Here is a 25,152-nt window from a genome sequence, read left to right on the forward strand (position 1 = left end):
CACCAACCAACTGCCCCCTTGATCAGCGCTTCCCTAGAGCTGAGCTCCGACATCCGCCTGTGGACAACCGCGCCTTGGGCCCGTGCACCGCCTAGCGTCGTCCTATGGGACGAGCGAGTGGACATGACCAGCCGCGCGAACGGATGATGTCCATGGGCGCCGAGGCCCTATCCGATACGGAACTCGTCGCCGTGCACCTCGGCACCGGTCGACAGGGCGAAGGGGTCCATGCACTGGCGCGGGCACTGCTTGCAGAGTGGGGTGGCGTCGCCGGGCTCGCTCGCGCCGACGTCGACGAGTTGAGTCGGATGCCGGGGGTCGGCGTTGCGAAAGCATGTCGCCTGGTCGCGGCGTTCGCGCTCGCGGACCGGGTGACCGTGCCCGAGGGCGTGCTGGTGCGGACGTCAGCAGACGTTGCGACTGTGGCCATTCCCCGGATTGGTCGATCGCGCCGTGAGGAGGTGCTGCTCGTGCTCCTCGACGGCAACCACCGGGTACGGCGCATGATGACCGTCACGAGCGGGTCGGCGACGCGGAGCCTGGTGCCGGTTCGTGACGTGTTGTCGCTGGCCCTCCGTCACGATGCCGTCGCGTTCGCTCTGGCTCACAACCATCCCAGCGGGTCGACGACCCCGAGCCCCGAGGACGTCGCGGTCACGAAGCAGGTCCGTGCCGCGGCGCGTGAGGTGGGCCTGCGATTCCTCGACCACGTGATCGTGGCCGGCGATCAGTGGAGCAGCATCACCGCATCGCGCTGAATATCTCGTTACGCGCAGCGGGCAGAACTGCGCTCGAGAGGAGTCGACGCTTCTCGATCATCGACTGCATCCGGGATACCAAGCGAAGTGCGTCGGCCACGTGCTTCTGGCGAGGGGATTCCGGGAGTGGCACATCCAGCGCAAGGAAGGCGGCCACGCTGACGCGACGTTGCCGAGCCCCTACACCAGTGGCCGCCGACGCGAGCCGCTCAGCAAACTCGGTGGTCGTCAATGCGGCCATCAAGTAGTCGGGGTTGGCTTTGGGGCCGACCTCGAACACGGGGAACTCGGGGCTCACATAGGTGCCCCCGTACTCAGGACCGACTACCGCGACAGCGTTTTCGAAGGCACCCAGCTTGCTGAACACCACATTGCCCCGTTCTAGACGGGTCAGGGTTACGTACTTCGTCTCCGAGCCAGAGATCTCGGCCCTGCGGAGCAACCCTCGGCCGAAGCTGTAGACGCCTGCGATGGGGTACTTCCCATCAGGCTTCACCAACTCGCCTGAACGTGGCTTCAGAATCTGCCGAAGCGGCACCCGAGGCCCATCCGCCACTCGGACCAAGGTGTCGCGAACAGACACTGGCAGCGCAAGTGCAGGCGGCGAGGGCTTGAGTAGCGTTGCCATCCGCTCGTAACGATCGAGGTGGGCGGCGATGCGGCGTTGCTCTGGGAGGTCAGGCAGCGGGACCTCGATCGCCTCGAAGTTCGCGATGGACAGTGTGCGGTTCCTCCCAGCCGACCCCGGCGACGCTTGCCGAAGCTGCTCCAGCCCCGAGTCAGACAGCAAGTAGTTCCGCACGAACTCAAGGTGCACGTCTTCTCGACGCGCAGTCCACGTCATGAAGCGATGCGAGCCGACCGTCCCCGCGTGCCTCGCGTCAGCAAGCGCGACAGCCCCCTCCCAGCCGAAGACGTTGCTCACCACCAGATCGCCGGGATGCACGTGGAAGATGCGCTTGTTTCCGATTTCGCCGCCGGACACAGGCTCCTTCAAGAAGAGGCCGCGCCCGAAGGAGCGAACACCAATCTCCCGATAGCGCTGCTCGACGCGAACGTCGACCGCCCGACGCTGCAGTTGAACCGCCTCGCCCAGACGCAAGCGATGCACGTTCATGCAGAGAAGTCCTTGATCTCGCGCTGGAGGTTTTCGAGCAGGGCCATGAGTTCGTGCTCGGTCTCGATGAGTTCGGCAATGAGCTCCGCAGGTGGCCGGTGGGTGAGGTCATCCGGACGGTTGGGGTTGCGGCGGTCCAAGTCGTACCCCGACTCTGCGATCTCGTCGGCCCGCACCGGCCACGCCTGCGCGGTCTCGACCCGCCCTTCTCGGTTGCGTCCGCCCCACCAGGCCTCGCAGGCAGCGAACTCCTCGTACGCCATCGGTTTGGTCTTGGTGTAGTTCTTCCGGCCTTCCGGCATCGGGTGTTCGTAGAACCAGACGTGCTCATCCTGTGGGCCCCACTCGAAGAACAGCACGTTGCTCGGGATGAGGGTGTACGGCGCGAATACACCGTTCGGGAGACGCAGCACGGTGTGGAGGTTGAACTTGGTCATCAACTCCTTCTTGACGCGACCGCCGATGTTCTGGTCGAACAGCACGGAGTTCGGCACGACGATGCCGCAGCGCCCCCTCTTCCGCTCCAGCCTGGCCATGACCGACTGGAGGAACAGCCACGCTGTCTCGGCCGTCTTCAGTCCCGCCGGGAAGTTGTCCTGGATCCCCCGCTCCTCCTCGCCGCCGAAGGGCGGGTTGGTGAGGATCACGTTCACCGGGTCGCGGCGCATGTCAGCGACAGGGTTGGCCAAGGCGTTGCCCTGAATGACGGCCGCACTGCTGATGTCGTGGAGCAGGAAGTTCATCTCAGCCAGGAGGAACGGCATCGACTTCTTCTCCACGCCACGGATCGACCGCTTGACCGTCTCCCGCTGGGTGGGCGTCCTGGCCCCAGCCATCATGTGCTCGAACGCCTCGACAACGAAGCCGCCTGTCCCCATGGCCGGGTCCATGACCACGTCCCCGACCTGGGGGTCCACCATGTCGGTGATGAACCTGACCAGAGGGCGCGGGGTGTAGAACTCGCCCGAGTCGCCCGCGGCATCCCGCATCTCCTTGAGCATCGACTCGTACAGGTGAGCCATGGTGTGCAGGTCGTCGGCGTTGGCGAAGTTGACCTTGTCGAGCTGGTCAACGAGGTCGCGCAGAAGGTGACCGCTCAGCATCCGGTTCGAGACATTGCTGAAGATCGAGGCGATGGTATCTCGCGGGTCGCCAGGCCTCCCGGACCCGCGGAGCTCACGCAGGTGGGGCAACAGCTGGTCGTTGACAAAGGCGAGAAACGGCTCCCCAGTCACGTCACTGTGGGCCCACTGCGACCACCGATACTTCCCGACGATGGCCGGGCGGTAGTCGCGATCAGCAGCTTCACGATCCTGCTCCACCTCGTCAAAGGCATGGAGGAACAGCAGCCAGGCCAACTGCGGGAGCCGATCCAACTCACCGTTGAGCCCGGCATCCTTGCGCATGATGTTCCGCGACTCCTTGATGATGCTCTGGAGTCGGGCGCGGGTGGTCTGCGGCTGAGCGGCCTGACGAACCCGGGGCGGGGTCATGGTGTCGTCCCTTCGGAGAGTGCCGCGGCATACCGGTCCGCGACGAGGAGGTGAGCATCGGGCAGCAGCCGGGCCATGAGGCCGAGGTCTTCGGCCATGACCGAGAACGGCTCATCCCAGAACTGCGGCGGGGGGCCCAACTGCGCGGGCGGCGGCATGCCGTCGCGGACGGTGTGGACGCGATCGAGGCGTTCCCGCAGGCGGGCGTCGTCGACGAGCAGCCCGGCCTCGATGAGCAGGACGAGGTCGACGAGGTCCTTCACGCGTGATGACGGGCGCTCCTGGGCGTAGATCCGCGCATAGGCGTGGTACTTCTCGGCGGCGTGCTGGTAGACATCGACCGCGTCGATCAGCACCTCATCGCAGCCGGGCAACGCGACCGGACAGGCGATCCGCAACCGCTCGGTCGCGCCGATCACCTCGTTCACCTGGCCGACGAGGTCGACCGTGACGGTCTCGAAGCGAGCTCGATCCACCAATGCCTCGACGGTGAGGCGCCAGGCCTGCTGACCCGGCGCGCCCTCGCGCATGGGGCGCGCGGCGACGACGCGGAAGCTGAAGTCATCCCCGGCCACGGCCTCGAGCATGGGCTCGAGCGCATCGAGGAGGGTCTCGGCATCCGAGGCCGTCGCGAGCCGGCCGACGAGGTCGACGTCCTTGGTCGCCCGCGCCGCACCCGGAAGCCTGGCCTCAAGGCTGTAGCCACCCTTGAGCACCAGCCCGTGCGGGGCCAGGCGCACGAGCAAGCGCTGAAACACGACCGATCGGCGCAGCCTGTTGGCGTCGATGCCGGCCGCATGGGCCGCCACCCGAATGCGGTCGGCGACCGACCGCTGGCGGTTGCTGGTGGTGCTCATGAGCCACTCGCGATGGCTGCAAGCGCCCGCTCGAGTCGCAAAGCCGCGCGGTCTGGAAGGTCAGCGGCACGACGCAGCAGTCGCTTTCGCGTTATCAGCCGCTGCTCCAGCGCATCGGCAACGGCGGCGTTCACCAGTTCAGGGGAGGCATCGCCGCCTGCGACGTCGGCCAGGGTGCGCTCGACGGAGGTGACCCGCCAGGCCCCCCGGTCGTCGACATCGTCGTCACCGAGGACATCCACGTGGGTGACGACCGCGTCATCCGCGGCGCGAAAGCCCGGGGGCACGGTGAGGTGGACGCGCGCGGGATTGGCATCGGACAGGCCGTGCACCGCGAGCGCGGTCTCGTGGCTGACGACGGCCCGGCCACCGCTCCACTGGGTCCAGCGGGCGTACGTGTCGTCCGCGGTGCTCGGCCACCCGGGCAGCCGATAGAGCCCACGGTCCACCCGCAGCCAGTTGCCGTGGTCGGCGTGGTACTTCTGCGCCTGGTAGCTGTAGCCGATCCGCAATGCCTGGGCTGCCGTGAAGTAGCCCGCTTGGGCGAACGCCCGCTCATGGAGCTGACGTCGTAGATCTTGCGTCGGGCCGGGCATGCGCCGACTCTACCTCAGAAAGTCCTCAATCAAATCTTTAGTTTCACGCTAGAACAGCGCGTCATGCTACAACATCGGTGGAGTAGACCCAGCGCTGGACGTCGTCGACTGCTCCATGCAGCCCACCCTCGCCCAACTCCCGGGCCAGCTGTCGAGGCGTCCCCAACTCCGACAGCGGGGGAACCAAACTCACCTCGGGTGAGGTGACCTCGTCGATTCCCTCTTCGACATACCTCTCGAGCAGGGCAGCCAGAACAGCACGCGCCGTATCAGACCGTGCCTCAAGATCGCTGCGATGCTCCTCGACAGCACGACGGGCGCGCTCGGCCCGCGTGCGTGCGGGCAGGTTCCACGCGACCTGGAGCAAGATGTCCAGCACATCGACCTCCACCTCGCCGGGAGGTAGCAACTCTGCGACGTCGACGCCTGCCGACTCCAGGACAGCCAGCACGTCGGCCCGTCCGGGTGCTTGGGACCAACGCTCGGCCAGGGCAGCGGGGCTGGGAGCGAGCCGCTTGACCTGACCGGAAACGAACTCGCCGTACTCGGTCAACACCAGCTTCCCGGTCGGGGTGTCGGGCACCTGTACCGCTTCAGCGACCACGTAGAACGAGCCTTCGTCGACGACGTACCGAGCGCGAGGTTCCTGGTCGCCGGAGTCACCCTCGGGCTCATCGGGGTTTCCCGGCTCGAACGGCGGTTCCGGCTCGGCGACCTCACCCGGCATCCCGTCGTCCGCGCAGTCGGGAAGGGGCCGCTCCTGGTCGCCGGCGCCCGCTGCGTCCTCTTCACCATCTACAAGTTCAGCAGAGCCGTCCCCATCATCGATGATCCGGACTGGGTACCCGTCGAAGTCGGGGTCGGCGAAATGCGCTGTCGCCCCGACGAAGTCGATGATCTCGAACGACGTCTTGCCCTTGTCGGGGTACAACCGCGTTCCGCGGCCGATGATCTGCTTGAACTCCACCGGAGAGCCCACGGGGCGAAACAGCACGACGTACTTGAGGTCCTGCACGTCCACACCGGTCGACAGCAGCCTCGACGTCGTCGCGACGACAGGGGACGCCGACTCGGGATCGGAGAACGCCTCGAGCAACCGGGCCTTCTCCTCCTCGGCACCGACGATCCGCACGACCCACTCGGGGTCCGCAGCCACGAGGTCGGGGTTGGCGTTGACGAGCGCCCGGCGCATGTCGTCGGCATGTGTCTGGTCGACGCAGAACACCATCGTCCTGGCGGTCGGATCACGTCGCAGAATCCGTGACAGGTACTGCGCAGCGACGTCGGTCCGCATCAGCAGGCGAACTACCCGCTCGAAGTCGCGGGTGGTGTAGCGGCCCTCGGGGATCTCCCGGCCGAAGCGGTCGAGCTGCCCCGGGTCCGGCTCCCAGCCGTCCGAGTCCGGGCTCAGGACCACACGTCGAACTCGGTAGGGCGCCAGGTACCCGTCCTCGATGCCCCTGCCGCAGCGAGTAGGTGAACAGCGGCTCGCCGAAATAGCGGTACGTGTCGACCGTGTCGTCCTGCTTGGGCGTGGCCGTCAACCCCAGCTGCACCGCGGAGGCGAAGTGATCGAGCACCCGACGCCAGGAGGAGTTCTCCGAGGCGCTCCCCCGGTGACACTCATCGACGATGACGAGGTCGAAGAAGTCGGGCGGGTACTCGCGGAAGAGCTCGTCCTCGTCGCCGACACCGGTCAGGGACTGATACGTGGCGAAGTAGATCTCGCGGGAGCGGTTCGCCGCACCGGAGACCCGCATGAGCGGGTCGCCGCCGAAAGCCGGAGAGAAGTCCTTGCCCATCGGCTGCTTTAGCAAGGCGTCGCGATCAGCGAGATACAGCACGCGGTAGTTGCGCTCGGGTGTCACGACCTTCGCGTGCGCACGCAGCTTGTGCACGATCTGCATGGCGGTGAACGTCTTGCCCGTGCCAGTCGCCATCAGCAAGAGCAGCCGCCGCTCGCCGCGCGCCATGGCCGCAAGCGCCCCGTGCACGGCAGTGCTCTGGTACCACCTCGGCTGCATCACCTCACCAGAGGCCATCCGCTTGTTGCGATTGAAACCCTGACGCAGCAACGCGCCGGTCTCGTCGTCCAGCCCGTGCTGCTCGGCGTACCGAGCCCACATCTCCGGCGGCGTGGGAAACGTGCTGATGACGCGCTCGACACCCAAGACCATGTCACGCTCGATCACCTCAGAGCCGTTGCTGGCATACGCCAACGGAACGTCAAGCTGCTCTGCGTAGCGAATCGCCTGCTGCACGCCGTCCGCGGCTGAGCGATGGGCTCGCTTGGCCTCGACGACCGCCAAGGGCAGCCCCGGCACGATCTCGAGGACGTAGTCGACCACCCCGTTGGCGATCGTGCGGGCCGCGCCACCTGCCGACACCACTCTCCGTGCCTTTACGGACACCTGCGGACGAATCTGATCTGGGGACCAGCCGACTCCCTCAAGCGCCGGGAGGATGACGTCGTCGCACGTCTCCTGCTCCAAAGGCCCCCTCGTCATGTGGCCAATGTAGAGGAACTCCCGTCTTGCGCTTGGCAAAGCGCGTACGCGCCCCCTCGGCTTGATGCCGGTAGCACCACCTCGGCCAGATACACACGACAAAAGAGATCTGACGAACCACACTCAACCGCCTCGACCGCCCGACCAGCGCACAACTCGAAGATGTCAGATCTGGCGGCTAGGTTCGAAGCATGCATTCACATCCCGTAGGAGCGAACGAAATCCGTTGCGGCTTTGGCGTCCCCAACCTCGACTGTCGCGTCGCGCAGAAGAACGGGAATGTCGGGACCCGCAACGCATCCGGGGCGCCGAAACCGTTTCGACCCTCCGCGCCAACGCCTACCGAACCGATCGGGGGCAACGGATGACGGTCGGCTACAGAGCCGTTCTCCGCCTGGACGATCGCGAGGACGCGGTCAGGATCGCCAGGGAGCAGTTTCGGAGCTGGCTTGTGGAGATGGTCCGTGACCCCCGCAAGACCATCGAATCGGCCGAATGGGACGGGCCCGGAACCTTCCGAATGGGGCCAGATTCGGTCTTGACCGTCGTCGAACACCGGGGCGACGACCAGCAGGCCCGCCTGCTGTTGGAGTACGTGGAGACCAACGGCGATGGAACTTGGACTACCCGCCTCTACGCGGCCTCAGCCCCAGCCTCACGACGTCTCAAGCAGGTTCTGTGGTTCGAGGGCGAAGGCCAGCGACGGGATGGATCAACTGTCCAGCCAGGGACCCCGCGGGTCGTTCGCAACACTCTGAAGGCAGTCGACGCTTACGACGGGTCGGTTCCCGTCCACGGCGAACCGCGAACGCTGCGACTTGATGACGTCGAACAACTTGTCGACTACATCAACGACGAGCATCGGGATCTGTCGATCATTGTCGCAGCGCCCGTGCCGGGCGTCCCGCTGGAGCTGTGGGCGAGGGCGGTGGGCACGTTGACCCGCGATGCCATCGGCTGCGCCTCGTTCTTCGTGCTGGACGCGGAGGCAGCGGCAAACCTCAACGCTCGACTCGGTGACTCCCATTCGATTCCGAGGGGCGGAGTGCGCACCTACGTGCCGCGCGTGGAGGTTGGCGATTGGGCGGACGCTCGTCGCCACCGAGTCTTGACCGCGCGAACGATGAGTCAAGGTCTTGGTACGGACTCCCAAGGAGAACCACGGTTCTCGGAGCGCCTGATCAGGACTATCGCAACTACCCCTCGCCTGTATCTACTCGAAGCCGAAATGCCGGCCGGTCAAGCCCGATGGGGTGGTGTACGAGGGTGATCCCTCGTTGGGGGTGGTTCAGGTGGTGAGCTGGCCGATGAGGGCGGGCTCGGTGACCTCCTCTCGTGAGTTTGCTGCGGTGAGGGCCTCGCGGGTGCGGGTGAGGGCGTCGAGGCTGAAGTAGCGGCGCTGCTCGGCCCATTCGTCGTGCTGTTCGGCCAGGACGGCGCCGACGAGGCGGATGATGGCGTCGCGGTTGGGGAAGATCCCCACGACGTCGGTGCGCCTGCGGATCTCGCGATTCAGGCGCTCGTTGGGGTTGTTGCTCCAGATCTGTCGCCAGATCTCCTTGGGGAACGCGGTGAACGCGAGGATGTCGGCGCGGGCGCCCTCGAGGTGCTCGGCCACCTGTGGGAGCTTGTCGTGCAGCCCGTCCAGGACCCGGTCGAACTGGGCGTGTACGGCTTCGGTGTTGGGCTGGTCGTACACGGAGTGCAGCAGCGCCTTGACCCAGCCCCACTGGGACTTGGGGGTGATCGCCATGAGGTTCGCGGCGTAGTGGGTGCGGCACCGCTGCCACGACGCGGCGGGCAGGGTCGCCCCGATCGCGTCGATCAGGCCGGCGTGGGCGTCGGAGGTGACCAGCGCGACCCCGGACAGGCCCCGCGCGACGAGGTCACGGAAGAACCCCAACCAGCCGGCACCGGATTCGGCTGTGGCGCAGTTGATCCCGAGGACTTCGCGGTACCCGTCGGCGTTGACGCCGGTGGCGACCATGACCGCAACCTTGACGACCCGACCGCCCTCGCGGACCTTGATCGTGAGCGCGTCCGCGGCCACGAACAGGTACGGGCCCTCGGTCAGCGGGCGGGTGCGGAACGCCGCGACCTGCTCGTCGAGGTCCTTGGCCATCTCGCTGACGGTGGACTTGCTCAGCCCGGTGATGCCCAGGGTGCGCACCAGCTTGTCCATCCTCCGGGTGGACACCCCGAGCAGGTAGCAGGTCGCCACGACGGTGACCAGCGCCTCCTCCGCCCGCCGGCGCCGCGTGAGCAGCCAGTCCGGGAAGAAGGACCCCTCACGCAGCTTGGGGATGGCCACGTCGATCGTGCCGGCGCGGGTGTCCAGGTCCCGGTGCCGGTACCCGTTACGGCTGTTGGTCCGGTCCTGGCTGCGGGTGCCGTACTCAGCCCCGCACACGGAGTCGGCCTGCGCTGACAGCAGCGCGTTGATGAACGTGGTGAGCATGTCGCGCATCAAGTCAGGGCTGGCCTGAGCGAGCTCGTCCTGCAGGAAACGGGCAGGGTCGATACTGGGTGCAGCGGTCATCGTGGTGCTCCAATTCGAGTCGGTTGTGAGAGATCACTCGAAGGATCACGCGGTGACCGCGCCTACCTCAGCAGGACACGCTCACCGTCGTCGTCGTACACCACTCTGCCGGACTCAACTTGCCGGCCGAGCTGACGCGCACAGTGCGCATTCTTCAGCGCGAGCAGATCAGACCAGAAGAAGTGCCACTGCCTGACCCTGGCATCGGTAGCCAAGAAGAGGTCGCGGTCGAGGTCAGCTTCCCCGAGTCCAAGCCTGCATGGTTGGACAAGCTCAAGAGCCTTGTGTACAAGATCGCAGGCCGAGAGGCCGTAGACGAGGCCGCACTGCAGGCAATCGCTGACAGGTTCAGTCAACAGGAGTCCCTTGTTCAAGTCGCCGCGAAGAACGCCGACAAGCTCCAATCCGAGCGCGAGCGACTGGAGGATCAGGTCAGTGAGCTCCGCCGTCAGCTGGAGTCCGAGCAGTTCGACAGGGCGCTCGCGGAAGCCGAGCGCCGCGAAGCGGAGCGGAGAACACGCTCGCTGGAGCGGTGGCGTGCAGAACGCGCTGACAGGTACAGCTACGTAGGCGAGCCGACTCCGCCGTGGGAGTTGGACCCTGTTAGCGTTTCGGAGATCGTCGAGCGAGCAATGATCAGAACCTGTGGATGGGCCTCGGCGAGGTGTCGTGAAGAGGGCGTACCTCCCGAGCAAGATCTGAAGCCCATGCAAGTCTGATCAGGGTCGGCGTTGGCGCGCCGGCTCGGGAAGGTACGCCCATGCTCAAGGTAGTCCACGAGGAGAACGAGTCGCACGAGAAGGGCACCGGGTGTGGCGGGTCGTTGCTCGACCAGGTCGTGCGTGATGGTGCCCGGCAGCTGCTCGCGGTGGCGTTGCAGGCCGAGGTTGCCGCGTACATCGAGGCCCACGCGCACGAGCGTGATGAGGCCGGTCGGCGGTTGGTGGTCCGTAACGGGTTCCACGAGCCGCGGGAGGTGACCACCGCTGCTGGGGCGGTGCCGGTGCGGGCGCCGCGGGTCAACGACAGGCGGGTCGATGAGGTCAGCGGGCAGCGGGTCCGGTTCTCCTCGGCGATCCTGCCGGCGTGGGCGCGCAAGTCCCCGCAGGTGGCGGAGGTGTTGCCGCTGTTGTACCTACACGGGCTGTCGAGCTTGGATTTCGCGCCGGCGTTGACGCAGTTCCTGGGCACCGGCCACGGGCTGTCGCCGACGACGATCACGAGGTTGACCAAGGCCTGGCAGGACGAGGCCAGGGCGTTCAACCAACGCTCCTTGGCTGAGGTCGACTACGTGTACGTGTGGGTCGACGGGATCCACCTCAAGGTCCGCCTCGAGCAGGACAAGGTGTGTCTGCTGGTGATGATCGGGGTGCGCGCTGACGGCACCAAGGAGCTCATCGCCCTGGACGACGGGCACCGCGAGTCCACCGAGTCGTGGGCGGACCTGCTGCGCTCGTGCCAGCGGCGCGGGATGAGGGCACCGGTGCTCGCGGTCGGCGATGGGGCGTTGGGGTTCTGGGCCGCGGTGCGGCAGGTGTTCCCGGGCACCCGTGAGCAGCGCTGCTGGTTCCACAAGATCGCCAACGTCCTCAACTGCCTCCCGAAGTCGGCGCAGCCGGGCGCGAAGGCCGCCCTCGCGGAGATCTGGAACGCCGAAGACCGTGAACATGCCGCCGCGGCGGCGAGGGCGTTCGCGGCGCAGTACGGGGTCAAGTGGCCCAAGGCGGCCGCGAAGATCATCGATGACCTCGACGTGCTGCTGGCGTTCTTCGACTTCCCCGCCGAGCACTGGGTCCACCTGCGCACGACGAACCCGATCGAGTCGACGTTCGCGACCGTGCGGCTGCGTCAGCGGGTCACCAAGGGCCCTGGCTCGCGCGCTGCTGGGGTCGCGATGGCGTTCAAGCTGATCCAGGCCGCGCAGGCCCGGTGGCGGGCGGTCAACGCGCCCCATCTCGTCGCGCTCGTGCGAGCCGGAGCCACCTTCGAGCGAGGGATCCTCGTCGAACGACCCGAAGACACGAGCCTCGAATCAGGAGGTGATCAGCAAGTCGCGTGACACGCCGATCCACAGGTCTTGACTATTGCTCTCGTCGAGCGACTGACAGATCCAGAGGCGTTCGGGGACATCCTCAGGTACGTCGAACTCACGGACGTTGACAAAGCCATCGACCGGGCAGACGAGATCGACGCGGCCGACCCGAACGGCACGTACGCCTCGTCATTCTGGGAGTACATCCTGGTACTCAGGGACTACATGGCCGAGTGCGTGGAGCACGAGTTCAATGGCAATGTCCACATGTATCTCAACTCGGCAGATGTCCATGGTCGGAAGTGCCCCACCCAGCGGCACAGGGCCAATGAGAGCGACACCGTGCAGAACAACGCGAAGATGCGGCGAGAACGCACCTTTGCGGTGCCATCCACGGTCTCGGACACCGGCGAGGTCTTCATGGCCGCACACTTCGCGCCCACACACCGCGACCAGAACGCTCCGCGGATGTACTACCTTGCCGATGTCACCAAGACGAAGAAGGCCTACATCGGGTACATCGGTGTCCACTTGACTAACACCAAAACCAATTAAAGGCGGGCTGCCTACCACCGTCAGATGGGAACCCCACCGGCCTGGGGTCGCCCTTTTCAGGGATGCCACGATGGCCATGTCGACACGGGCAGCGTGCAGACTCAACGAGACCGTTGGCGGACAACTCAGGTGCCGGTTCGCGACGTGCTCCGCCTCTGCGGTCAGGTCAGCAAGGCATAGACCACGAACGCGGTGACGCCGCCGATGAGCGCACCGGCCACGAGCTGACCGACCGAGTGCCGCCCGTCCCGGTGCCGCGCCCACGCGATGGGGACGAGCACCAGCGACAACACCGCTCCGACCAGCGGCTGCTCGACGACCACGACCGCTACGGCCCCGGCCGCGACAGCCAGGTGCATCGAGGCCTTGGCCACCAGGGTGGCGAGCAGCATCGCCGCGAGCCCCGCACCCATGGCGACGACGAGGGCGACGACCTGCAACGGCGCCCCCGCGAGCACGAGCAGGGCCAGGGCCGCCGCGACACACGCCAGGGCCATGACATACAGCCACGGCCGCTGCGAGCGCCGCACCACCTGCCGGTCATCGACTCGCCCACCCCGCATCGCGCGGAACAGGATGGCGTAGGGCAGCGCTACCACGAGGAGCAGCGTCACGGCCCACCAGAGCGCCGCCTCGACCACACTGTCGGAGTGCCGCACGGCCACGTACGCCATCACCGCCAGCACGACGTTCGCCGGCGTGAACACCCCGGCGACCCACCGCGCGACCACCGACGGGTCCTGCGAGGCAGCCTCCAACCGTGCGACATCGTGCGCGTCGTCGCTGCGGCCCACCCCGAAGCTCACCTTCCCTCCCCGACCTCGCGGTAGGGGTCGGTGACCTCACGCAGCTGCCGCATGATCGAGCGCAGCCGAGCCATCTCCTCCACCCCGACGTGCGCCTCCCACTCGACCTCCACCTCGGCGACGGCACGCGCGGCGCACGCCTGGGCCACCCGGCCGCGGTCGGCGATGCGCACGAGCCGGGCGCGCGCGTCGGTGGGGTCCGGCACCCGCTCGACGTACCCGGCATCCGCGAGCCGGTCGACGAGGAAGCCGGCCGTCTGCTTGGTGACCTGGGCCATCTCGGCGAGGTCGGTCAGCCGGGTCCCCCCGTCGCCGATCCTCGCGAACACCCGCCCCTGAGCCAGCGTGACGTCGTCGAAACCGGCAGCGCGCAGAGCCGCGAGCACCCGCTCCTCCATCGCCCGGTGAGCCACGAACATGAGCACCCCGACGTTGGGATCCGGCACCTCGGTCACCTCCGGGGTCGCTGCGTTCGACGGCCGATGGGAGAACGACAATCGAGGATGCCGTGCCTTGCCATCCACATTGTCGTAAGAGTATCATACCAATATGGTTCGATAGCCTGACGATATCGGAGACGAGCGCATGGCCACCATCAGCAAGGACGAGAGCTGGCGGGTGATCGACGCGATCCGCGCCGAGGTCGCCGACCTGCTCGACGACCTCACCCCCGACCAGCGCCGTCACCGGTCGCTGTGCGACGCCTGGACCGTCCGTGACGTCGGTGCCCACCTGTCGATGTCGGCCCTCGCATCCACGGGCTTCGTGATGAGGACCGCTGTCCGACAGGGGTTTCGGTTCGACCCCATAATCCGCGAGGGCACCTTGGCCTGGTCGCGCGAGCTCACCGACGCCCAGGTGTGTGACAACCTGCGCTCACTGGTGGGGAACAGGAAGCTGGCGCCGACGACGATGTGGCGAGACCCCCTGATCGACGCCCTCGTCCACTCCCAGGACATCGCCCGCCCGCTCGGAGCCCCCATGGCCGTCCACCCCGAGGCAGCGGCGACCGCCGCCGACTGGGCCTGGGACCGAACCTTCGGCTTCCCGTTCTTCGCCGCCCGCCGGTTGCGTGGTGTGCGGCTCGTGGCGACCGACGCCGACTGGGCCCGAGGGTCGGGAAACGAGGTGCACGGCCCGGTCACCTCCCTGCTGCTCCTCTCGACCGGGCGGCGCACCCCGTACGCCGAACTGACCGGCCCCGGAGCCGACCGCGCCCGGGCGCTGGGAGCTCGCTGACTGCGCCCGACCTCAGCTGACCCGCCGCCGAGCCAGCAAGGGCGTCGTCCTACGCTCGACGGGTGAGCCGCAGGAGGGCACCCGGGTGGGTGCCGAACCAGCACGGGGCGTGGGCGATGCTCGCCACCCCGCTCGCGGTGGGCATCCTCGCCAGCGGCCCCGCGTGGGTCCACATGCCGCTCACCGCGTTCTGGTTCCTCGGCTACTTCGCCTTCTTCGCCGCCGGGCTCTGGCTGAAGGCTCCGCCACGTCGCCGACCCGCGCTCGTGCCGCCCCTGCACACGTACGCTGTGGCGTCCGCGGCGTTCGGAGCCCTCACCCTCGCGCTCGACCCGGGTCTGTTGCGGTGGGCTCCCCTGTTCGTGGCCCCGACGGCCATCGGACTCGTCGCGAGCGCCCGGCGCGACGAGCGCAGCCTGTGGAGCGGGCTGGCCACGAGCATCGGCTCCTCGCTCATGGTCCTTGTGGCCTACGACGCCGGCAGCGGCACCGACTGGGAGCGCGCCTGGCTGCTGACCGGCATCCTCGCGGCGTACTTCGCCGGCACCGTGCTCTACGTCAAGACGATGATCCGTGAGCGCGGCGACGAGCGCTTCCACTGGCTCTCGGCGCTGGCACACGGGGCGGCCACCGTCGCCATGACCGGGGTGGACCCGTGGCTCGTGCTCGTGTTCGCGCTGCTGACGATCCGGGCCGCGGCGCTCCCGGCCTACAGGCTGTCGCCGAAGGCCGTCGGCATCGGCGAGGTCGTCGCGACCGTCGTGGTCGCGACCACCGCACTCCTCGTCACCTGAGCGGGTTCGGGCCACGACAGCGCCCGGCACCCAGTCGAGTGAGCGCAACACGCCGTGCGTGATTCGGCGGACACGGCATGTTGCGCTCACTCGACGCCGGCGCACGGTCTCGGACGACGGCGCCCGGGTCCGACCGACGACCCTCAGCCCGACCCGCCGAGGTCGACCGCATAAGCCTCGAAGGTCAGGTCCGACCCTCGCTGGCGGTGCCGAACGAGCTGCCCCAGCAGCCGGGTGGCGGCCTCGCGGTGGGCGGCAACGGCATCCGGGTCCGGCATCCCCTCATCGCGCTCGTCGAGCAGTCGCTCGACCTCGGCCAGCAGCTCGGCGTGCTCGACCAGCTGTGACTCGACCTGGTGGTTCAGACGCGGCGCCTTGGTGCGGATGTCGTCGTAGAACCCTCCGGACGACTCGGTGAGCTCGACGTGGTCACGAAGGTCGTGGGCGAGCTCGGTCAGCGCGGCCCGCACCCGCCCGCGCCACGTGGAGCCCAGCCCCGCCGGGTGGTCCAGGGCGCCTTGCAGTGCCACCATCGACTCGCCGAGCTCGGCCCGCTGCGCCTGCACCTGCTTCAGGTACGCGGCATACGCTTCGTCCACGGTCCACCTCCTGCGTCGGCACCCATCATCGCGCGCCCCGGCCGCGAGCGCGAGCGCGAGCGCGAGCGCGAGGGCGAGGGCGAGGGCGAGGGCGAGGGCAGCGTCCTTCAATACCCCCCTCGGCACCGAGCGGCGGCCCTACAGTGGGCGCACGTCTGCCACCCCGTCGAAGGAGCAGCCATGGCCAGGGCCACGATCCTCGCGGTCGATGACGACCCCCAGGTGGCTCGCGCGATCGTGCGCGACCTCCAGGCTCGCTACGGCTCCGAGTACCGGGTGGTCCGGGCGACCTCTGGGGACGAGGCGCTCGGCGTCCTCGCAGAGCTCACCCTGCGCGGCCGACCGGTCGCCCTCCTCGTCTCCGACCAGCGGATGCCGGGCATGACCGGCATCGAGCTGATGGCCAGGGTCCGCGAGACCTCACCGGACACCAGGCTGCTGTTGCTCACGGCCTACTCCGACACCGACGTCGCCATCAGGGCGATCAACGACATCGGCCTCACCTACTACATGGTCAAGCGGTGGGAACCGCCCGACAGCGCGCTCTACCCCGTGGTCGACGACCTCCTCTCGGCCTGGCGGGCCGACCACCCCGACACCAGCAGTGCCATCCGCGTCGTCGGGCACCTCTGGTCCGACCGCAGCTACGACGTGAAGATGTTCCTCGCTCGCAACCACATCCCGTACACGTGGCTCGACCTGGAACGCGACGAGGAGGCCCGCCTGCTCCTCGACCTGGCCGACGTCGACACCGCCGACCTCCCCCTCGTGCTGCTCCCCGAGGGCCAGTCCCTGCGCAGCCCCACCAGCGTCGAGCTCGCCGAGGCGCTCGGACTGCGGACCCGGGCCCAGCAGCCGCTCTACGACCTGTGCATCGTCGGTGGCGGTCCGGCCGGGCTCGCCGCGGCGGTGTACGCCGCGTCGGAAGGGCTGCGCACCGTCGTCGTGGAGCGGGACGCACCCGGCGGCCAGGCCGGGCAGAGTGCCGCCATCGAGAACTACCTCGGCTTCCCCAAGGGGGTCTCGGGTGCCGAGCTCACCCACCGGGCCGTTGCCCAGGCCGCGCGGTTCGGCGCCGAGACCGTGCTCGCCCAGGACGTCGTCGGGCTGGGGTCGCGCGGTGTGTACTACGGCGCCTCGGCGTCCGAGGCCGCCCAGACGGCAGGGCAGGTCGTCCACGTCGTCGGAGCCGCCAACTCCGCCGGGCAGGCCGTGCTGAACTTCGCGAAGGTCGCGGACAAGGTCGTCATGCTCGTGCGCGGCACGTCGCTCGAGGCGTCGATGTCGGAGTACCTCATCGCGCGGATCTCCGCCGCCGACAACGTCGAGGTGCGCTTTCGCACCGAGGTGTCCGCCGCCCACGGCACCGAGCACCTCGAGTCGGTCACCCTCGTCGACCGCGACACCGGAGCCCAGCACGACGAGGCCACCAACTGGCTGTTCGTCTTCATCGGCGCACTTCCCCGTACCGACTGGCTCGGGGATGCCGTGCTGCGCGATGCCTTGGGGTTCCTCGTCACGGCCCTGACCTCCAGCGGGCGGTGCACGCCGCGTCCTGGCCGCTGGCCCGGGCCCCCTACGCCCTCGAGACGAGCCTGCCCGGGGTGTTCGCCGCCGGTGACGTCCGGCTCGACTCCATGAAGCGGGTCGCCTCGGCTGTCGGGGAGGGCGCGATGTCGGTCCACCTCGTGCACCAGTACCTCGCGAGCGTGTGATGGACCTCGCGGAGCTGCGGGGCCTGACGCTGTTCGACGGCCTCGACGACGACCAGCTCGCGGCGCTGCTGGCGTCGTCCACGGAGCACGTGATGCGCCGCGGCGAGCTGCTGTTCCAGGAAGGCCGCCCCGCCGACTGCTGGTGGGTCCTGCTCGAGGCCCCGGTGGCCCTGATCAAGCAGGTGGGCACCGAGGAGTCGGTCCTGGGCTACATGACGACCCCCGGCCAGTGGGCCGGAGGCTTCGCCGCGTGGGACGAGTTCGGGGTCTACGTCGCATCGGCCCGGGCAGAGAACCCCGGACGGGTCCTGCGTCTCGAGGCACCCGAGCTGCACCGGCTCTCCGTGCAGTGGTTCCCGTTCGGGCTGCACTTCATCGAGGGCCTGGTCAAGACCGTGCGCCGGATCGAGTCCACGGCCCGCCAGCGCGAGGCCCTGGTGGCGCTAGGCACCCTCTCGGCAGGCCTCGCCCACGAGCTGAACAACCCGGCGTCGGCCGCGACCCGGGCCGTCGACAGCCTCCAGGGCACCTCCGCCGCCCTGCTCATGGCTCTGTCCACCTGGCCCGGGCTGGGATCTCGGCCGAGGACTTCACCACCCTGGACGAGCTGCGGCTACGGGTCAGCGGCACGGAATCCGCGCTCACCGCGCTCGACCTGGCCGACCGAGAGGACGAGCTGTCCGACTGGCTCGTGGCCCACGACGTGGACCGCGACTGGGAGATCGCTCCCGCCCTCGCGGCAGCAGGCGCCGACCTCGCATGGTGCGAGGAGCTCGCTCGGGGGGTGCCTGCCACCTCCCTCGCCCCCGCCCTGGAGTGGGTGTCCGCGTCACTCTCGACGGCCGCGCTGCTCGGTGAGGTCAAGGAGGCGACCGGCCGGATCTCCACGCTCGTCGCCGCTGTTCGGTCCTACTCGCAGATGGACCGGGCCTCGCTCCAGAAGACCGACCTCGTGGAGGGGTTGGACAGCACGCTGGTGATGATGGGCCACAAGCTGGGCACCGGCATCAGCGTGGAGCGGCACTACGCGCCGGGGCTGCCCCCCATCGAGGCGATGGCCGGTGAGCTGAACCAGCTCTGGACCAACCTCGTCGACAACGCGATCGACGCCATGTCGGGTGAGGGCACCCTGCGGGTCTCCGCCCCGCTCGGATGCCGTGGGCCGGGTGGTCGTCGAGGTCGCCGACACCGGGGCGGGGATGCCACCCGAGGTGCGCGCGCACGCCTTCGAGCCCTTCTTCACGACCAAGGAGGTCGGCAAGGGCACCGGGCTCGGCCTGGACATCTCGCGACGCATCGTGGTCGAACGTCACTCCGGGGAGATCACCATCGAGTCCGGCCCGGGTGGCACGCTGGTGCGTGTGCGGCTGCCGATGCGCCACCGGGGCGCCTCCTGACCCGCACGCCCGAAGGGATGACGGTCATGATCGAGCAGGGCGTCAAGGGCCGAGGCGGGCTCCAGCCCTTGGCCGTGCCCACCGGCGTGCCCGCCCTCGCCCTGCTCCCCCTGCTCGAGCAGTCCCTGCGCGGGGATCGGCCGGTCATGCCGCACGCCGCCTCCGGGCCGGTCCCGCCCGTCCCCGTCCACGACCCAGCCTCCCTTCCCGACGCGCTCGCGGTCGTCGTCGGCACGTCGGGCTCCACGGGCACCCCCAAGCGAGCGATGCTCACAGCGCCCGCCCTGCGCGCCAGCGCACGAGCCACGCACGACACCCTCGGCGGCCCGGGCCAGTGGCTGCTCGCCATCCCCGCCCACCACATCGCGGGCCTGCAGGTGCTGCTGCGATCCCTGGATGCCGGAACGTCGCCCCTCGCGATGGACCTCACCGACGGCTTCCGCCCCCAGTCCTTCGTCACGGCCGCCGAAGGCTTCACACCCGGCGCCCGCAGGTACACCAGCCTCGTGCCGACCCAGGTGGTCCGTCTGCTCGACCACCCCGGTGGCGCCGACGCACTGCGCACGTTCGACGCGGTGCTCGTCGGTGGCGCCGCGATGCCACCCCGACTGCGCGCCCGAGCCGAGCGGGCTCGAGTGCACCTCGTCGCGACCTACGGCATGAGCGAGACCGCGGGCGGGTGTGTCTACGACGGCGTGGCCCTGCCCCGCACCGAGGTCGAGCTCGACGAGGAGGGTCGCATCCTGCTCGGCGGCCCGACGATCGCCCACGGCTACCTCGGCCTCCCCGACCTCACGCGCGCGACGTTCGGAACCGACGAGGACGGCATCCGGTGGTTCCGCACCGACGACGTCGGGCACGTCGACGACCGCGGCCGCCTCCACGTCGACGGGCGACTCGACGACCTGATCAACACCGGAGGGCTCAAGGTCGCCCCGCGCCTGGTCGAGGAGGCGATCCTGGAGCACGTTCCCGGCATCCGCGACGTCGTCGTCGTCGGCGCCCCCGACCGCGAGTGGGGGGAGGCGGTGTGCGCGCTGTTCGTGCTCGAGCCGGGTGCCCTGCACGACGTCACCGCCGACGACCTGCGGGCGTACCTGCGCGATCTCGTCCCCGACCACGCCCTCCCCCGGCGCGCTCGCCGCGTCACCGACCTGCCGACACGGGGCCCCGGCAAGCCGGACCGCCGCGCGGTGGCGGCCCTGTTCACCATGGGATGATGGAGCGGTGCTGCGTTACCTCCCCGTCCTCCTCAGCCTCGCGCTCACGGTCTACTGCGTGGTGGACGCGATCCAGACCCGGGACGGGGCTGCCCGCAACCTGCCCAAGATCGCGTGGCTGATCGTCATCCTGCTTCTTCCCTTCATCGGGCCGGTGGCCTGGCTGATCGCCGGCCGGCCTCGCAAGGGCGCTCCCGGCATCCCCCAGCAGCGCCGCCCGCGCGGCCCGGACGACGACCCCGACTTCCTCAAGGACCTCTGAACACCCTCATGGCATCCCTGAACCAGTGGGTGGCTGGTGCCCGCCCGCGCACCCTGCCTGCCGCCATCGCCCCCGTCATCCTCGGAACCGCTGCCGCCCACCTTCTCGGGCGCGGCGACCTGGCGCTGGCGATCCTCGCCCTCCTCGTCGCCCTCTCGCTGCAGGTCGGGGTGAACTACGCGAACGACTACTCCGACGGCATCCGCGGCACCGACGAGGCCCGGGTCGGCCCGGTGCGCCTCGTGGGCCAGCGTCTGGCGGCCCCGGCAAACGTCAAGGCGGCGGCGATGCTGAGCTTCGGCGCCGCGGCCATGGCAGGCCTGGCCCTCGTCGGCCTCAGCGAGGCGTGGATCATGCTGCCGCTCGGTGCCCTCTCGGTGCTCGCGGCCTGGCGCTACACCGGCGGCGACAACCCCTACGGCTACCGCGGCCTCGGTGAGGTCTACGTCTTCGTCTTCTTCGGTCTGATGGCCACGCTCGGCACGCTGTACACGCAGGCGGATGCCGTGTCCTGGTTCGGTGTGATCGGCGCCATCGGGGTCGGCGCGCTGGCGTCGGCGATCCTCGTGGCCAACAACCTGCGCGACATCCCGACCGACATCGAGCACGGCAAGCGCACCCTCGCGGTGCGACTCGGGGACACGCGAACGCGCACCCTGTACGTCGCGCTGCTCACGGCATCCGTTCTCGCGGTGCTCGGCATGGCGTGGTTCGAGCCGTGGGCGCTGCTCGGTCTGCTCGTCGCGCCGCTGGGGTGGAAGGCCGTGCAGACCGTGCGGGCTGGGACGACCGGGCGTGAGCTGATCCCGGTGCTCGCCGCCACGGGGCTCTACGAGGTGGCGTATGCCGTGCTCATCGCCCTCGGTGTCGTCATCGGCGTCGCGATCGCCACCTGATCCCCACCCACCAGCGACTTATTGCACTGCAGCCACCTGCCCCGGATCCGGGTCAGGTGGCTGCAGTGCAATAAGTGCGGGGTCAGCCGTTCAGCGGAAGGTGTCGTCCCCGCGCGCGGCCTCGGCGTCCTCGGCATCCTCATCGGTCGAGCCGGCCCCGGCAGCCGCCTGCTTGGCCTGCTTGGCCTCCATCCGCTGCTCGATCTTCTGGGCGAGCTGCGCCGAGTAGTCCTCCCGGAAGCGGCGCAGGCCGAAGTACGAGATGACGGCCGAGAGCAGGGCCGCACCGGCGACGAGCAGGAGCATGTTCTCCTGGCCGCGCAGCCCGAGCAGCCAGAGCGCGGACAGCACGCCGAAGAAGACGAGCAGGCGCAGGACGGTGTACCGAAGCACGTCAGATCACAACCCGGAGTAGGAGTGCTGGCCGACGAAGAACACGTTGACCACGGCGAAGTTGATGATGATGCCGCCGTACCCGGCCAGCGCGATCCACACGGCGTTCTGGCGCTTCCACCCGGTCGTCGCGCGGGCGTGCAGGTACGCGGCGTAGACGACCCAGATGACGAAGCTCCAGACCTCCTTGGGGTCCCAGTTCCAGTAGGAGCCCCACGCCTGACGGGCCCAGATCGCTCCGGCGATGACGGTGAACGTCCACAGCGGGAAGGCCACGATGTGCACCGCGTAGGTCAGCCGCTCCAGCGCGCGCGCGTCGGGCAGGCGGTCCATGAAGCTGCGCGTGCCCCTCGGGTCGGACTGCAGCCTGTCCTGCACGAGGTAGAGGATGCCGAGCGAGAACCCGATGGTGAACACCGCCACCGACAGGGTCGCGACCGCGACGTGGATGGCCAGCCACACCGAGCGCAGCGACGGCATGAGCTCGGACGCGTCGGTGTACCAGACGGTGATGGCCAGCCCGAGGTTGAGCAGCACGGGGGTGACGACGAACAGGCCGAGCCAGCGCAGGTCCCGCCGCAGCGCCCACGCGCAGTACGACACCAGCACGAACACCGCCCCGACGATCGCGAACTCGTACATGTTGCCGAGCGGCCACCGGTGCACCTCGAGCGCGCGCAGCACCACACCCGCGACGACGAGCGCGGTGGCGAGCAGGGTCAGCATCCACCCGATTCCGGCCGCCTTGCGGGCCGCCAGCGGCTCGCTCTCGCGCCCACGGTCCGACGTCGTGCCGGATGCCGTCCGCCCACCTCCCGCGGTCGGCGCACCATCGCGCGCCACGGCATCCGACACCTCGGCGGCCGACCCCGTGGCGACGGCGCGACCGTCGGCCCCGACGAGCTCGCGTGCCCCGTCACGGCTCTCGACGGCATCCGTGCCGGCCTGCTCACCACGCGTGGGGGCGAGGCGCGCGAGGTATACGGCGTAGGCCAGCATCGCGAGGGTGAGCACCACCATCGCGGAGTAGATGGCCGTGTTCGACAGCTGGGCGAGGTCCTGGTCGGTCATCGGCGTCCTTCGAGTGCGGTCAGGAGATGCTCGATCTCGGCGGGCATCCCGTCGTCGTCGTCCTTGGCGAGGCCTCCGACGGAAACCAGCGTACGACTGTGCCCCTCCCCCGGCCCAACCCGCACGAACACCCTTCGACGGCGGATGACCAGGGAGGCCACGAGCCCGGCCAGGCTGGCGAGCGCGGCGACGAGGGTGAGGCTCTTGCCGGGATCGGTGCGGATCGACAGGCCGGCGAAGCGCTCGACCCCGTCGAAGGTGATCGACCCACGCCCCTCCGGCAGCTCGAAGGTCTGCCCCGGCCGCAGCAGGATGCGCAGCTGGTCGGTGCCGTCGGCCGCCGGGATGGCCTCCATGGCCTCGGTGTCGAGGGAGTAGACCGACTGCGGCCGCCCGCTCGGGAAGAGCTCGCCCTCGAAGGCCGTGAGCGCCAGCTGGGGGTCGAGGGCGTCGGGGAAGAGCGAGCGCGGGCCCTGGTCGTCGATGATCCCGGTCGGCAGGAAGAACCCGGCGAAGCCGAGCTGCTTCGGCGTCGCCCCGGGCACCTTGACGGCACCGACGGAGGTGTAGAAGTTGTCCTGCGGCAGGAACGGCGTGGCGTCGCTGTAGATGATCGTGCCCTCGCCGTCGCGCACGGTGATCTTCGGGGCGTAGCCGTTGCCGAGGAGGAACACCGTGCCGTTGCCGGTCTCCAGGGGGTGGTTCACCCGGATCGACCGCTGCTCGCTCGTGCCCTGGGCATCGGTGAACGTCGTCGTCGCCTCGAAGTCGCGCGGCGCCCCGAACTGGCCCCTGCCCTGGGCGTCGGTCTCGAACTCCACCCGCATCGCATCGAGGCGAAGGGTGAACGGCTCGAGGGCGTTGACGTCGACCCAGGGCCCCGGGCTGAAGGTGTCGTAGCGGGACAACGTGTTGGCGAAGGTCTTGCCGACGGGCAGGATCACGTCACCCTTCCAGCCCAACAGGTGACCCCAGGCGACCCCGATGAGCACACCGATGAGAGCGATGTGGAAGAGCAGGTTGCCCGCCTCGCGCAGGTACCCCTTCTCCGCCGAGAGGGTCTGGTCGTCGTGGGCGTGCACCCGGTAGCGGCGGCGGCGCAGCGCTGCCCGCAGCGCCTCACGGACCTCCTCGGGGTCGCCGTCGACCTCGACTTCGTCGTGGGCGGCGAGGCGGCTGAGGCGGCGAGGAGCCTTCGGCGGGGCCGAACGCACCTGGTGCCAGAGGATCTTCGTGCGCGGCAGGACACAGCCGATGAGGGAGATGAACAGCAGGATGTAGATGGCCGCGAACCACGGCGAGGAGTAGACCTCGAAGAACCCGAGCCGGTCGAGCACCGGGCCGATGCCGGGGTGGTCGGTGATGTACTGGGCGGTGCGGGCGGGGTCGATCGAGCGTTGCGGGAAGGTCGACCCCGGGATCGCGCCGATGGCGAGCAGGAGGAGCAGGAACAGCGCGGTGCGCATGCTCGTCAGCTGGCGCCACATCCAGCGCAGCCAGCCGATCGGGCCGAGCCGCGGCTGGGCGATGCCGGCGCCGGTCCCCGAGCCGCCACTGGTGGCGCTGGTCCTGGCTTTCGTCTCGGTGCTCACACCGCCACCTCGAAACCGATCACGAGCTCGCTCTGGATCCACGTGTTGAGGTCGCCCCACAACCCGGTGACCATGAGCAGCCCGACGAGCACGAGCATCACGCCCCCGACGACCTGAATGGTGCGCTGGCGCCGCCGCAGCCACCCCGAGGCGCGCCCGGCGCGGTCCAGTCCGGCAGCGATGAGGATGAACGGCAGCCCGAGGCCCAGCCCGTATGCCGTGGCGAGGGTGACGCTGCGCGCCACCTGCGGGTCGGCGGTCGCGCTGGCCATGACGAGCACCGCGGCCAGGGTCGGGCCCGTGCACGGAGCCCAGCCGAGGGCGAAGACGGCCCCGAGCAACGGCGCCCCGGCCAGCCCTGCCTTGGGCCGCCACGCGATCTTGGCCTCGCGCTGACCGCCCACCCCGAGGAAGACCAGCCCCATGACGATGACGACGACTCCGCCGAGGCGCATGAGGAGCACCCGGTGCTCGATGAGCGCCCGGCCCGCCGAGGTCACGAAGATCGCGCCGAGCACGAAGACGAGGGTGAAGCCGAGCACGAAGAGCAGCGCCCCGGTGACCAGGCGGCTGCGTGAGCGCTGCGCGAGCGGTTCACCGGTCAGGCCGGTGACGTAGCCGAGGAAGCCCGGCACGAGGGGCAGCACGCACGGGCTGGCGAACGACACCAACCCGGCCAGCACGGCCACGGCCATCGCCAGCGGCAGCGCGCCC

Annotated in this window: 27 protein-coding genes; 13 read left to right on the forward strand and 14 right to left on the reverse strand. The window is 69.0% G+C overall.

Annotated elements, in window-relative coordinates; genetic code table 11:
• Positions 1-104: 104 nt before the first annotated feature.
• Positions 105-758 (forward strand): RadC family protein, encoded by a 654-nt coding sequence (radC, locus tag C8E84_RS08730; RefSeq protein WP_159901319.1) that lies wholly within the window; start codon positions 105-107, stop codon positions 756-758.
• Here the strand turns inward: radC and C8E84_RS08735 are convergent.
• The 6 genes from C8E84_RS08735 to C8E84_RS18070 form a co-directional block, all read right to left on the reverse strand.
• Complete coding sequence (locus C8E84_RS08735) at positions 742-1,875, reverse strand: restriction endonuclease subunit S (protein ID WP_159901321.1); 1,134 nt, start codon at positions 1,873-1,875, stop codon at positions 742-744. The genes radC and C8E84_RS08735 overlap by 17 nt on opposite strands.
• Positions 1,872-3,368, reverse strand: a complete 1,497-nt coding sequence (locus C8E84_RS08740) for a class I SAM-dependent DNA methyltransferase (protein WP_159901323.1) — start codon at positions 3,366-3,368, stop codon at positions 1,872-1,874. The genes C8E84_RS08735 and C8E84_RS08740 overlap by 4 nt, the downstream gene beginning before the upstream one ends.
• A complete protein-coding gene (locus C8E84_RS08745) occupies positions 3,365-4,225 on the reverse strand; it encodes a nucleotidyl transferase AbiEii/AbiGii toxin family protein (RefSeq protein ID WP_159901325.1) in 861 nt (286 codons plus the stop codon). Before C8E84_RS08745 ends, C8E84_RS08740 begins: the two co-directional genes overlap by 4 nt.
• On the reverse strand, positions 4,222-4,821 hold the full coding sequence (locus tag C8E84_RS08750) for a type IV toxin-antitoxin system AbiEi family antitoxin domain-containing protein (RefSeq protein WP_159901327.1): 600 nt from the start codon (positions 4,819-4,821) through the stop codon (positions 4,222-4,224). The genes C8E84_RS08745 and C8E84_RS08750 overlap by 4 nt, the downstream gene beginning before the upstream one ends.
• A 61-nt stretch (positions 4,822-4,882) precedes the next feature.
• Positions 4,883-6,115, reverse strand: a complete 1,233-nt coding sequence (locus C8E84_RS08755; protein ID WP_343041555.1) for a type I restriction-modification enzyme R subunit C-terminal domain-containing protein — start codon at positions 6,113-6,115, stop codon at positions 4,883-4,885.
• Complete coding sequence (locus C8E84_RS18070; protein WP_159901331.1) at positions 6,066-7,130, reverse strand: DEAD/DEAH box helicase family protein; 1,065 nt, start codon at positions 7,128-7,130, stop codon at positions 6,066-6,068. Before C8E84_RS18070 ends, C8E84_RS08755 begins: the two co-directional genes overlap by 50 nt.
• Positions 7,131-7,692: 562 nt before the next feature.
• On the opposite strand from C8E84_RS18070, the gene C8E84_RS08765 reads away from it, so the two are divergent.
• Positions 7,693-8,598, forward strand: a complete 906-nt coding sequence (locus C8E84_RS08765; protein WP_159901333.1) for a hypothetical protein — start codon at positions 7,693-7,695, stop codon at positions 8,596-8,598.
• 18 nt (positions 8,599-8,616) lie between these two features.
• Here the strand turns inward: C8E84_RS08765 and C8E84_RS08770 are convergent, their stop codons facing one another.
• Positions 8,617-9,867 carry an IS256 family transposase gene (locus C8E84_RS08770; protein WP_159901335.1) on the reverse strand — a complete coding sequence of 417 codons (1,251 nt, stop codon included), beginning with the start codon at positions 9,865-9,867 and terminating at the stop codon, positions 8,617-8,619.
• 263 nt (positions 9,868-10,130) lie between these two features.
• Here C8E84_RS08770 and C8E84_RS08775 point away from each other — a divergent pair, with 263 nt between their 5' ends.
• From C8E84_RS08775 to C8E84_RS08785, 3 genes are read left to right on the forward strand one after another with little or no spacing between them, the layout of a single operon-like run.
• A complete protein-coding gene (locus tag C8E84_RS08775; RefSeq protein WP_159901337.1) occupies positions 10,131-10,586 on the forward strand; it encodes a hypothetical protein in 456 nt (151 codons plus the stop codon).
• 41 nt (positions 10,587-10,627) lie between these two features.
• A complete protein-coding gene (locus tag C8E84_RS08780; protein ID WP_159901161.1) occupies positions 10,628-11,926 on the forward strand; it encodes an IS256 family transposase in 1,299 nt (432 codons plus the stop codon).
• An 18-nt stretch (positions 11,927-11,944) separates the two neighbouring features.
• Positions 11,945-12,454, forward strand: a complete 510-nt coding sequence (locus C8E84_RS08785) for a hypothetical protein (protein WP_159901339.1) — start codon at positions 11,945-11,947, stop codon at positions 12,452-12,454.
• Positions 12,455-12,615: 161 nt separating this feature from the next.
• Here the strand turns inward: C8E84_RS08785 and C8E84_RS08790 are convergent, their stop codons facing one another.
• Together C8E84_RS08790 and C8E84_RS08795 are read right to left on the reverse strand one after the other, a co-directional pair.
• A complete protein-coding gene (locus C8E84_RS08790) occupies positions 12,616-13,260 on the reverse strand; it encodes a hypothetical protein (protein ID WP_159901341.1) in 645 nt (214 codons plus the stop codon).
• Positions 13,257-13,706, reverse strand: a complete 450-nt coding sequence (locus C8E84_RS08795) for a MarR family winged helix-turn-helix transcriptional regulator (RefSeq protein ID WP_281348928.1) — start codon at positions 13,704-13,706, stop codon at positions 13,257-13,259. Before C8E84_RS08795 ends, C8E84_RS08790 begins: the two co-directional genes overlap by 4 nt.
• Positions 13,707-13,845: 139 nt before the next feature.
• On the opposite strand from C8E84_RS08795, the gene C8E84_RS08800 reads away from it, so the two are divergent.
• Together C8E84_RS08800 and C8E84_RS08805 are read left to right on the forward strand one after the other, a co-directional pair.
• The gene (locus C8E84_RS08800; protein ID WP_159901343.1) at positions 13,846-14,499 is read left to right on the forward strand and encodes a maleylpyruvate isomerase family mycothiol-dependent enzyme; all 654 of its coding nucleotides are present in this window, start codon (positions 13,846-13,848) and stop codon (positions 14,497-14,499) included.
• Between the two features lie 62 nt (positions 14,500-14,561).
• Positions 14,562-15,293: a YwiC-like family protein gene (locus C8E84_RS08805; protein ID WP_159901344.1), complete on the forward strand. Its 732-nt coding sequence runs from the start codon at positions 14,562-14,564 to the stop codon at positions 15,291-15,293.
• Between the two features lie 143 nt (positions 15,294-15,436).
• On the opposite strand, the gene C8E84_RS08810 is transcribed toward C8E84_RS08805, so the two are convergent.
• Positions 15,437-16,003, reverse strand: coding sequence for a hypothetical protein (locus C8E84_RS08810; protein WP_246196858.1), 567 nt, complete (start codon positions 16,001-16,003; stop codon positions 15,437-15,439).
• A 69-nt stretch (positions 16,004-16,072) separates the two neighbouring features.
• Here C8E84_RS08810 and C8E84_RS08815 point away from each other — a divergent pair, with 69 nt between their 5' ends.
• The 6 genes from C8E84_RS08815 (at position 16,073) to C8E84_RS08840 (ending at position 21,382) form a co-directional block, all read left to right on the forward strand.
• On the forward strand, positions 16,073-17,533 hold the full coding sequence (locus C8E84_RS08815; RefSeq protein ID WP_246196859.1) for a response regulator: 1,461 nt from the start codon (positions 16,073-16,075) through the stop codon (positions 17,531-17,533).
• A gap of 73 nt (positions 17,534-17,606) precedes the next feature.
• Positions 17,607-18,587, forward strand: a complete 981-nt coding sequence (locus C8E84_RS08820; protein ID WP_159901346.1) for a Crp/Fnr family transcriptional regulator — start codon at positions 17,607-17,609, stop codon at positions 18,585-18,587.
• A gap of 138 nt (positions 18,588-18,725) precedes the next feature.
• Complete coding sequence (locus C8E84_RS08825; RefSeq protein WP_159901348.1) at positions 18,726-19,004, forward strand: sensor histidine kinase; 279 nt, start codon at positions 18,726-18,728, stop codon at positions 19,002-19,004.
• A gap of 26 nt (positions 19,005-19,030) precedes the next feature.
• Positions 19,031-20,224, forward strand: coding sequence for an o-succinylbenzoate--CoA ligase (gene menE / locus C8E84_RS08830; RefSeq protein WP_159901350.1), 1,194 nt, complete (start codon positions 19,031-19,033; stop codon positions 20,222-20,224).
• 7 nt (positions 20,225-20,231) lie between these two features.
• Complete coding sequence (locus tag C8E84_RS08835; RefSeq protein WP_159901352.1) at positions 20,232-20,486, forward strand: PLD nuclease N-terminal domain-containing protein; 255 nt, start codon at positions 20,232-20,234, stop codon at positions 20,484-20,486.
• Between the two features lie 8 nt (positions 20,487-20,494).
• Positions 20,495-21,382, forward strand: a complete 888-nt coding sequence (locus tag C8E84_RS08840) for a 1,4-dihydroxy-2-naphthoate polyprenyltransferase (RefSeq protein WP_159901354.1) — start codon at positions 20,495-20,497, stop codon at positions 21,380-21,382.
• A 90-nt stretch (positions 21,383-21,472) separates the two neighbouring features.
• Here the strand turns inward: C8E84_RS08840 and C8E84_RS08845 are convergent, their stop codons facing one another.
• Genes C8E84_RS08845 through C8E84_RS08860 form a run of 4 tightly spaced genes read right to left on the reverse strand, consistent with a single transcriptional unit; the run spans position 21,473 to position 25,133 of the window.
• Positions 21,473-21,775 (reverse strand): DUF4229 domain-containing protein, encoded by a 303-nt coding sequence (locus C8E84_RS08845; RefSeq protein ID WP_159901356.1) that lies wholly within the window; start codon positions 21,773-21,775, stop codon positions 21,473-21,475.
• A 6-nt stretch (positions 21,776-21,781) separates the two neighbouring features.
• Positions 21,782-22,846 carry a c-type cytochrome biogenesis protein CcsB gene (gene ccsB, locus C8E84_RS08850; RefSeq protein ID WP_159901358.1) on the reverse strand — a complete coding sequence of 355 codons (1,065 nt, stop codon included), beginning with the start codon at positions 22,844-22,846 and terminating at the stop codon, positions 21,782-21,784.
• Positions 22,843-24,438: a cytochrome c biogenesis protein ResB gene (gene resB / locus C8E84_RS08855; RefSeq protein ID WP_246196860.1), complete on the reverse strand. Its 1,596-nt coding sequence runs from the start codon at positions 24,436-24,438 to the stop codon at positions 22,843-22,845. The genes ccsB and resB overlap by 4 nt, the downstream gene beginning before the upstream one ends.
• A complete protein-coding gene (locus C8E84_RS08860; RefSeq protein ID WP_159904657.1) occupies positions 24,435-25,133 on the reverse strand; it encodes a cytochrome c biogenesis CcdA family protein in 699 nt (232 codons plus the stop codon). The genes resB and C8E84_RS08860 overlap by 4 nt, the downstream gene beginning before the upstream one ends.
• Positions 25,134-25,152: the final 19 nt, after the last annotated feature.

This window comes from Ornithinibacter aureus, assembly GCF_009858245.1.
In the GTDB taxonomy this organism is placed as follows: Bacteria; Actinomycetota; Actinomycetes; order Actinomycetales; family Dermatophilaceae; genus Fodinibacter; species Fodinibacter aureus.

Bases quoted from the DNA above. Each gene is read 5' to 3' on its own strand.
- radC (WP_159901319.1), top strand. From the start codon at position 105: ATGGGACGAGCGAGTGGACATGACCAGCCGCGCGAACGGATGATGTCC.
- C8E84_RS08735 (WP_159901321.1), bottom strand. From the start codon at position 1,875: ATGAACGTGCATCGCTTGCGTCTGGGCGAGGCGGTTCAACTGCAGCGT.
- C8E84_RS08740 (WP_159901323.1), bottom strand. From the start codon at position 3,368: ATGACCCCGCCCCGGGTTCGTCAGGCCGCTCAGCCGCAGACCACCCGC.
- C8E84_RS08745 (WP_159901325.1), bottom strand. From the start codon at position 4,225: ATGAGCACCACCAGCAACCGCCAGCGGTCGGTCGCCGACCGCATTCGG.
- C8E84_RS08750 (WP_159901327.1), bottom strand. From the start codon at position 4,821: ATGCCCGGCCCGACGCAAGATCTACGACGTCAGCTCCATGAGCGGGCG.
- C8E84_RS08755 (WP_343041555.1), bottom strand. From the start codon at position 6,115: ATGCGGACCGACGTCGCTGCGCAGTACCTGTCACGGATTCTGCGACGT.
- C8E84_RS08765 (WP_159901333.1), top strand. From the start codon at position 7,693: ATGACGGTCGGCTACAGAGCCGTTCTCCGCCTGGACGATCGCGAGGAC.
- C8E84_RS08770 (WP_159901335.1), bottom strand. From the start codon at position 9,867: ATGACCGCTGCACCCAGTATCGACCCTGCCCGTTTCCTGCAGGACGAG.
- C8E84_RS08780 (WP_159901161.1), top strand. From the start codon at position 10,628: ATGCTCAAGGTAGTCCACGAGGAGAACGAGTCGCACGAGAAGGGCACC.
- C8E84_RS08800 (WP_159901343.1), top strand. From the start codon at position 13,846: ATGGCCACCATCAGCAAGGACGAGAGCTGGCGGGTGATCGACGCGATC.
- C8E84_RS08815 (WP_246196859.1), top strand. From the start codon at position 16,073: ATGGCCAGGGCCACGATCCTCGCGGTCGATGACGACCCCCAGGTGGCT.
- C8E84_RS08820 (WP_159901346.1), top strand. From the start codon at position 17,607: ATGGACCTCGCGGAGCTGCGGGGCCTGACGCTGTTCGACGGCCTCGAC.
- menE (WP_159901350.1), top strand. From the start codon at position 19,031: ATGATCGAGCAGGGCGTCAAGGGCCGAGGCGGGCTCCAGCCCTTGGCC.
- C8E84_RS08840 (WP_159901354.1), top strand. From the start codon at position 20,495: ATGGCATCCCTGAACCAGTGGGTGGCTGGTGCCCGCCCGCGCACCCTG.
- ccsB (WP_159901358.1), bottom strand. From the start codon at position 22,846: ATGACCGACCAGGACCTCGCCCAGCTGTCGAACACGGCCATCTACTCC.
- C8E84_RS08860 (WP_159904657.1), bottom strand. From the start codon at position 25,133: ATGGCCGTGGCCGTGCTGGCCGGGTTGGTGTCGTTCGCCAGCCCGTGC.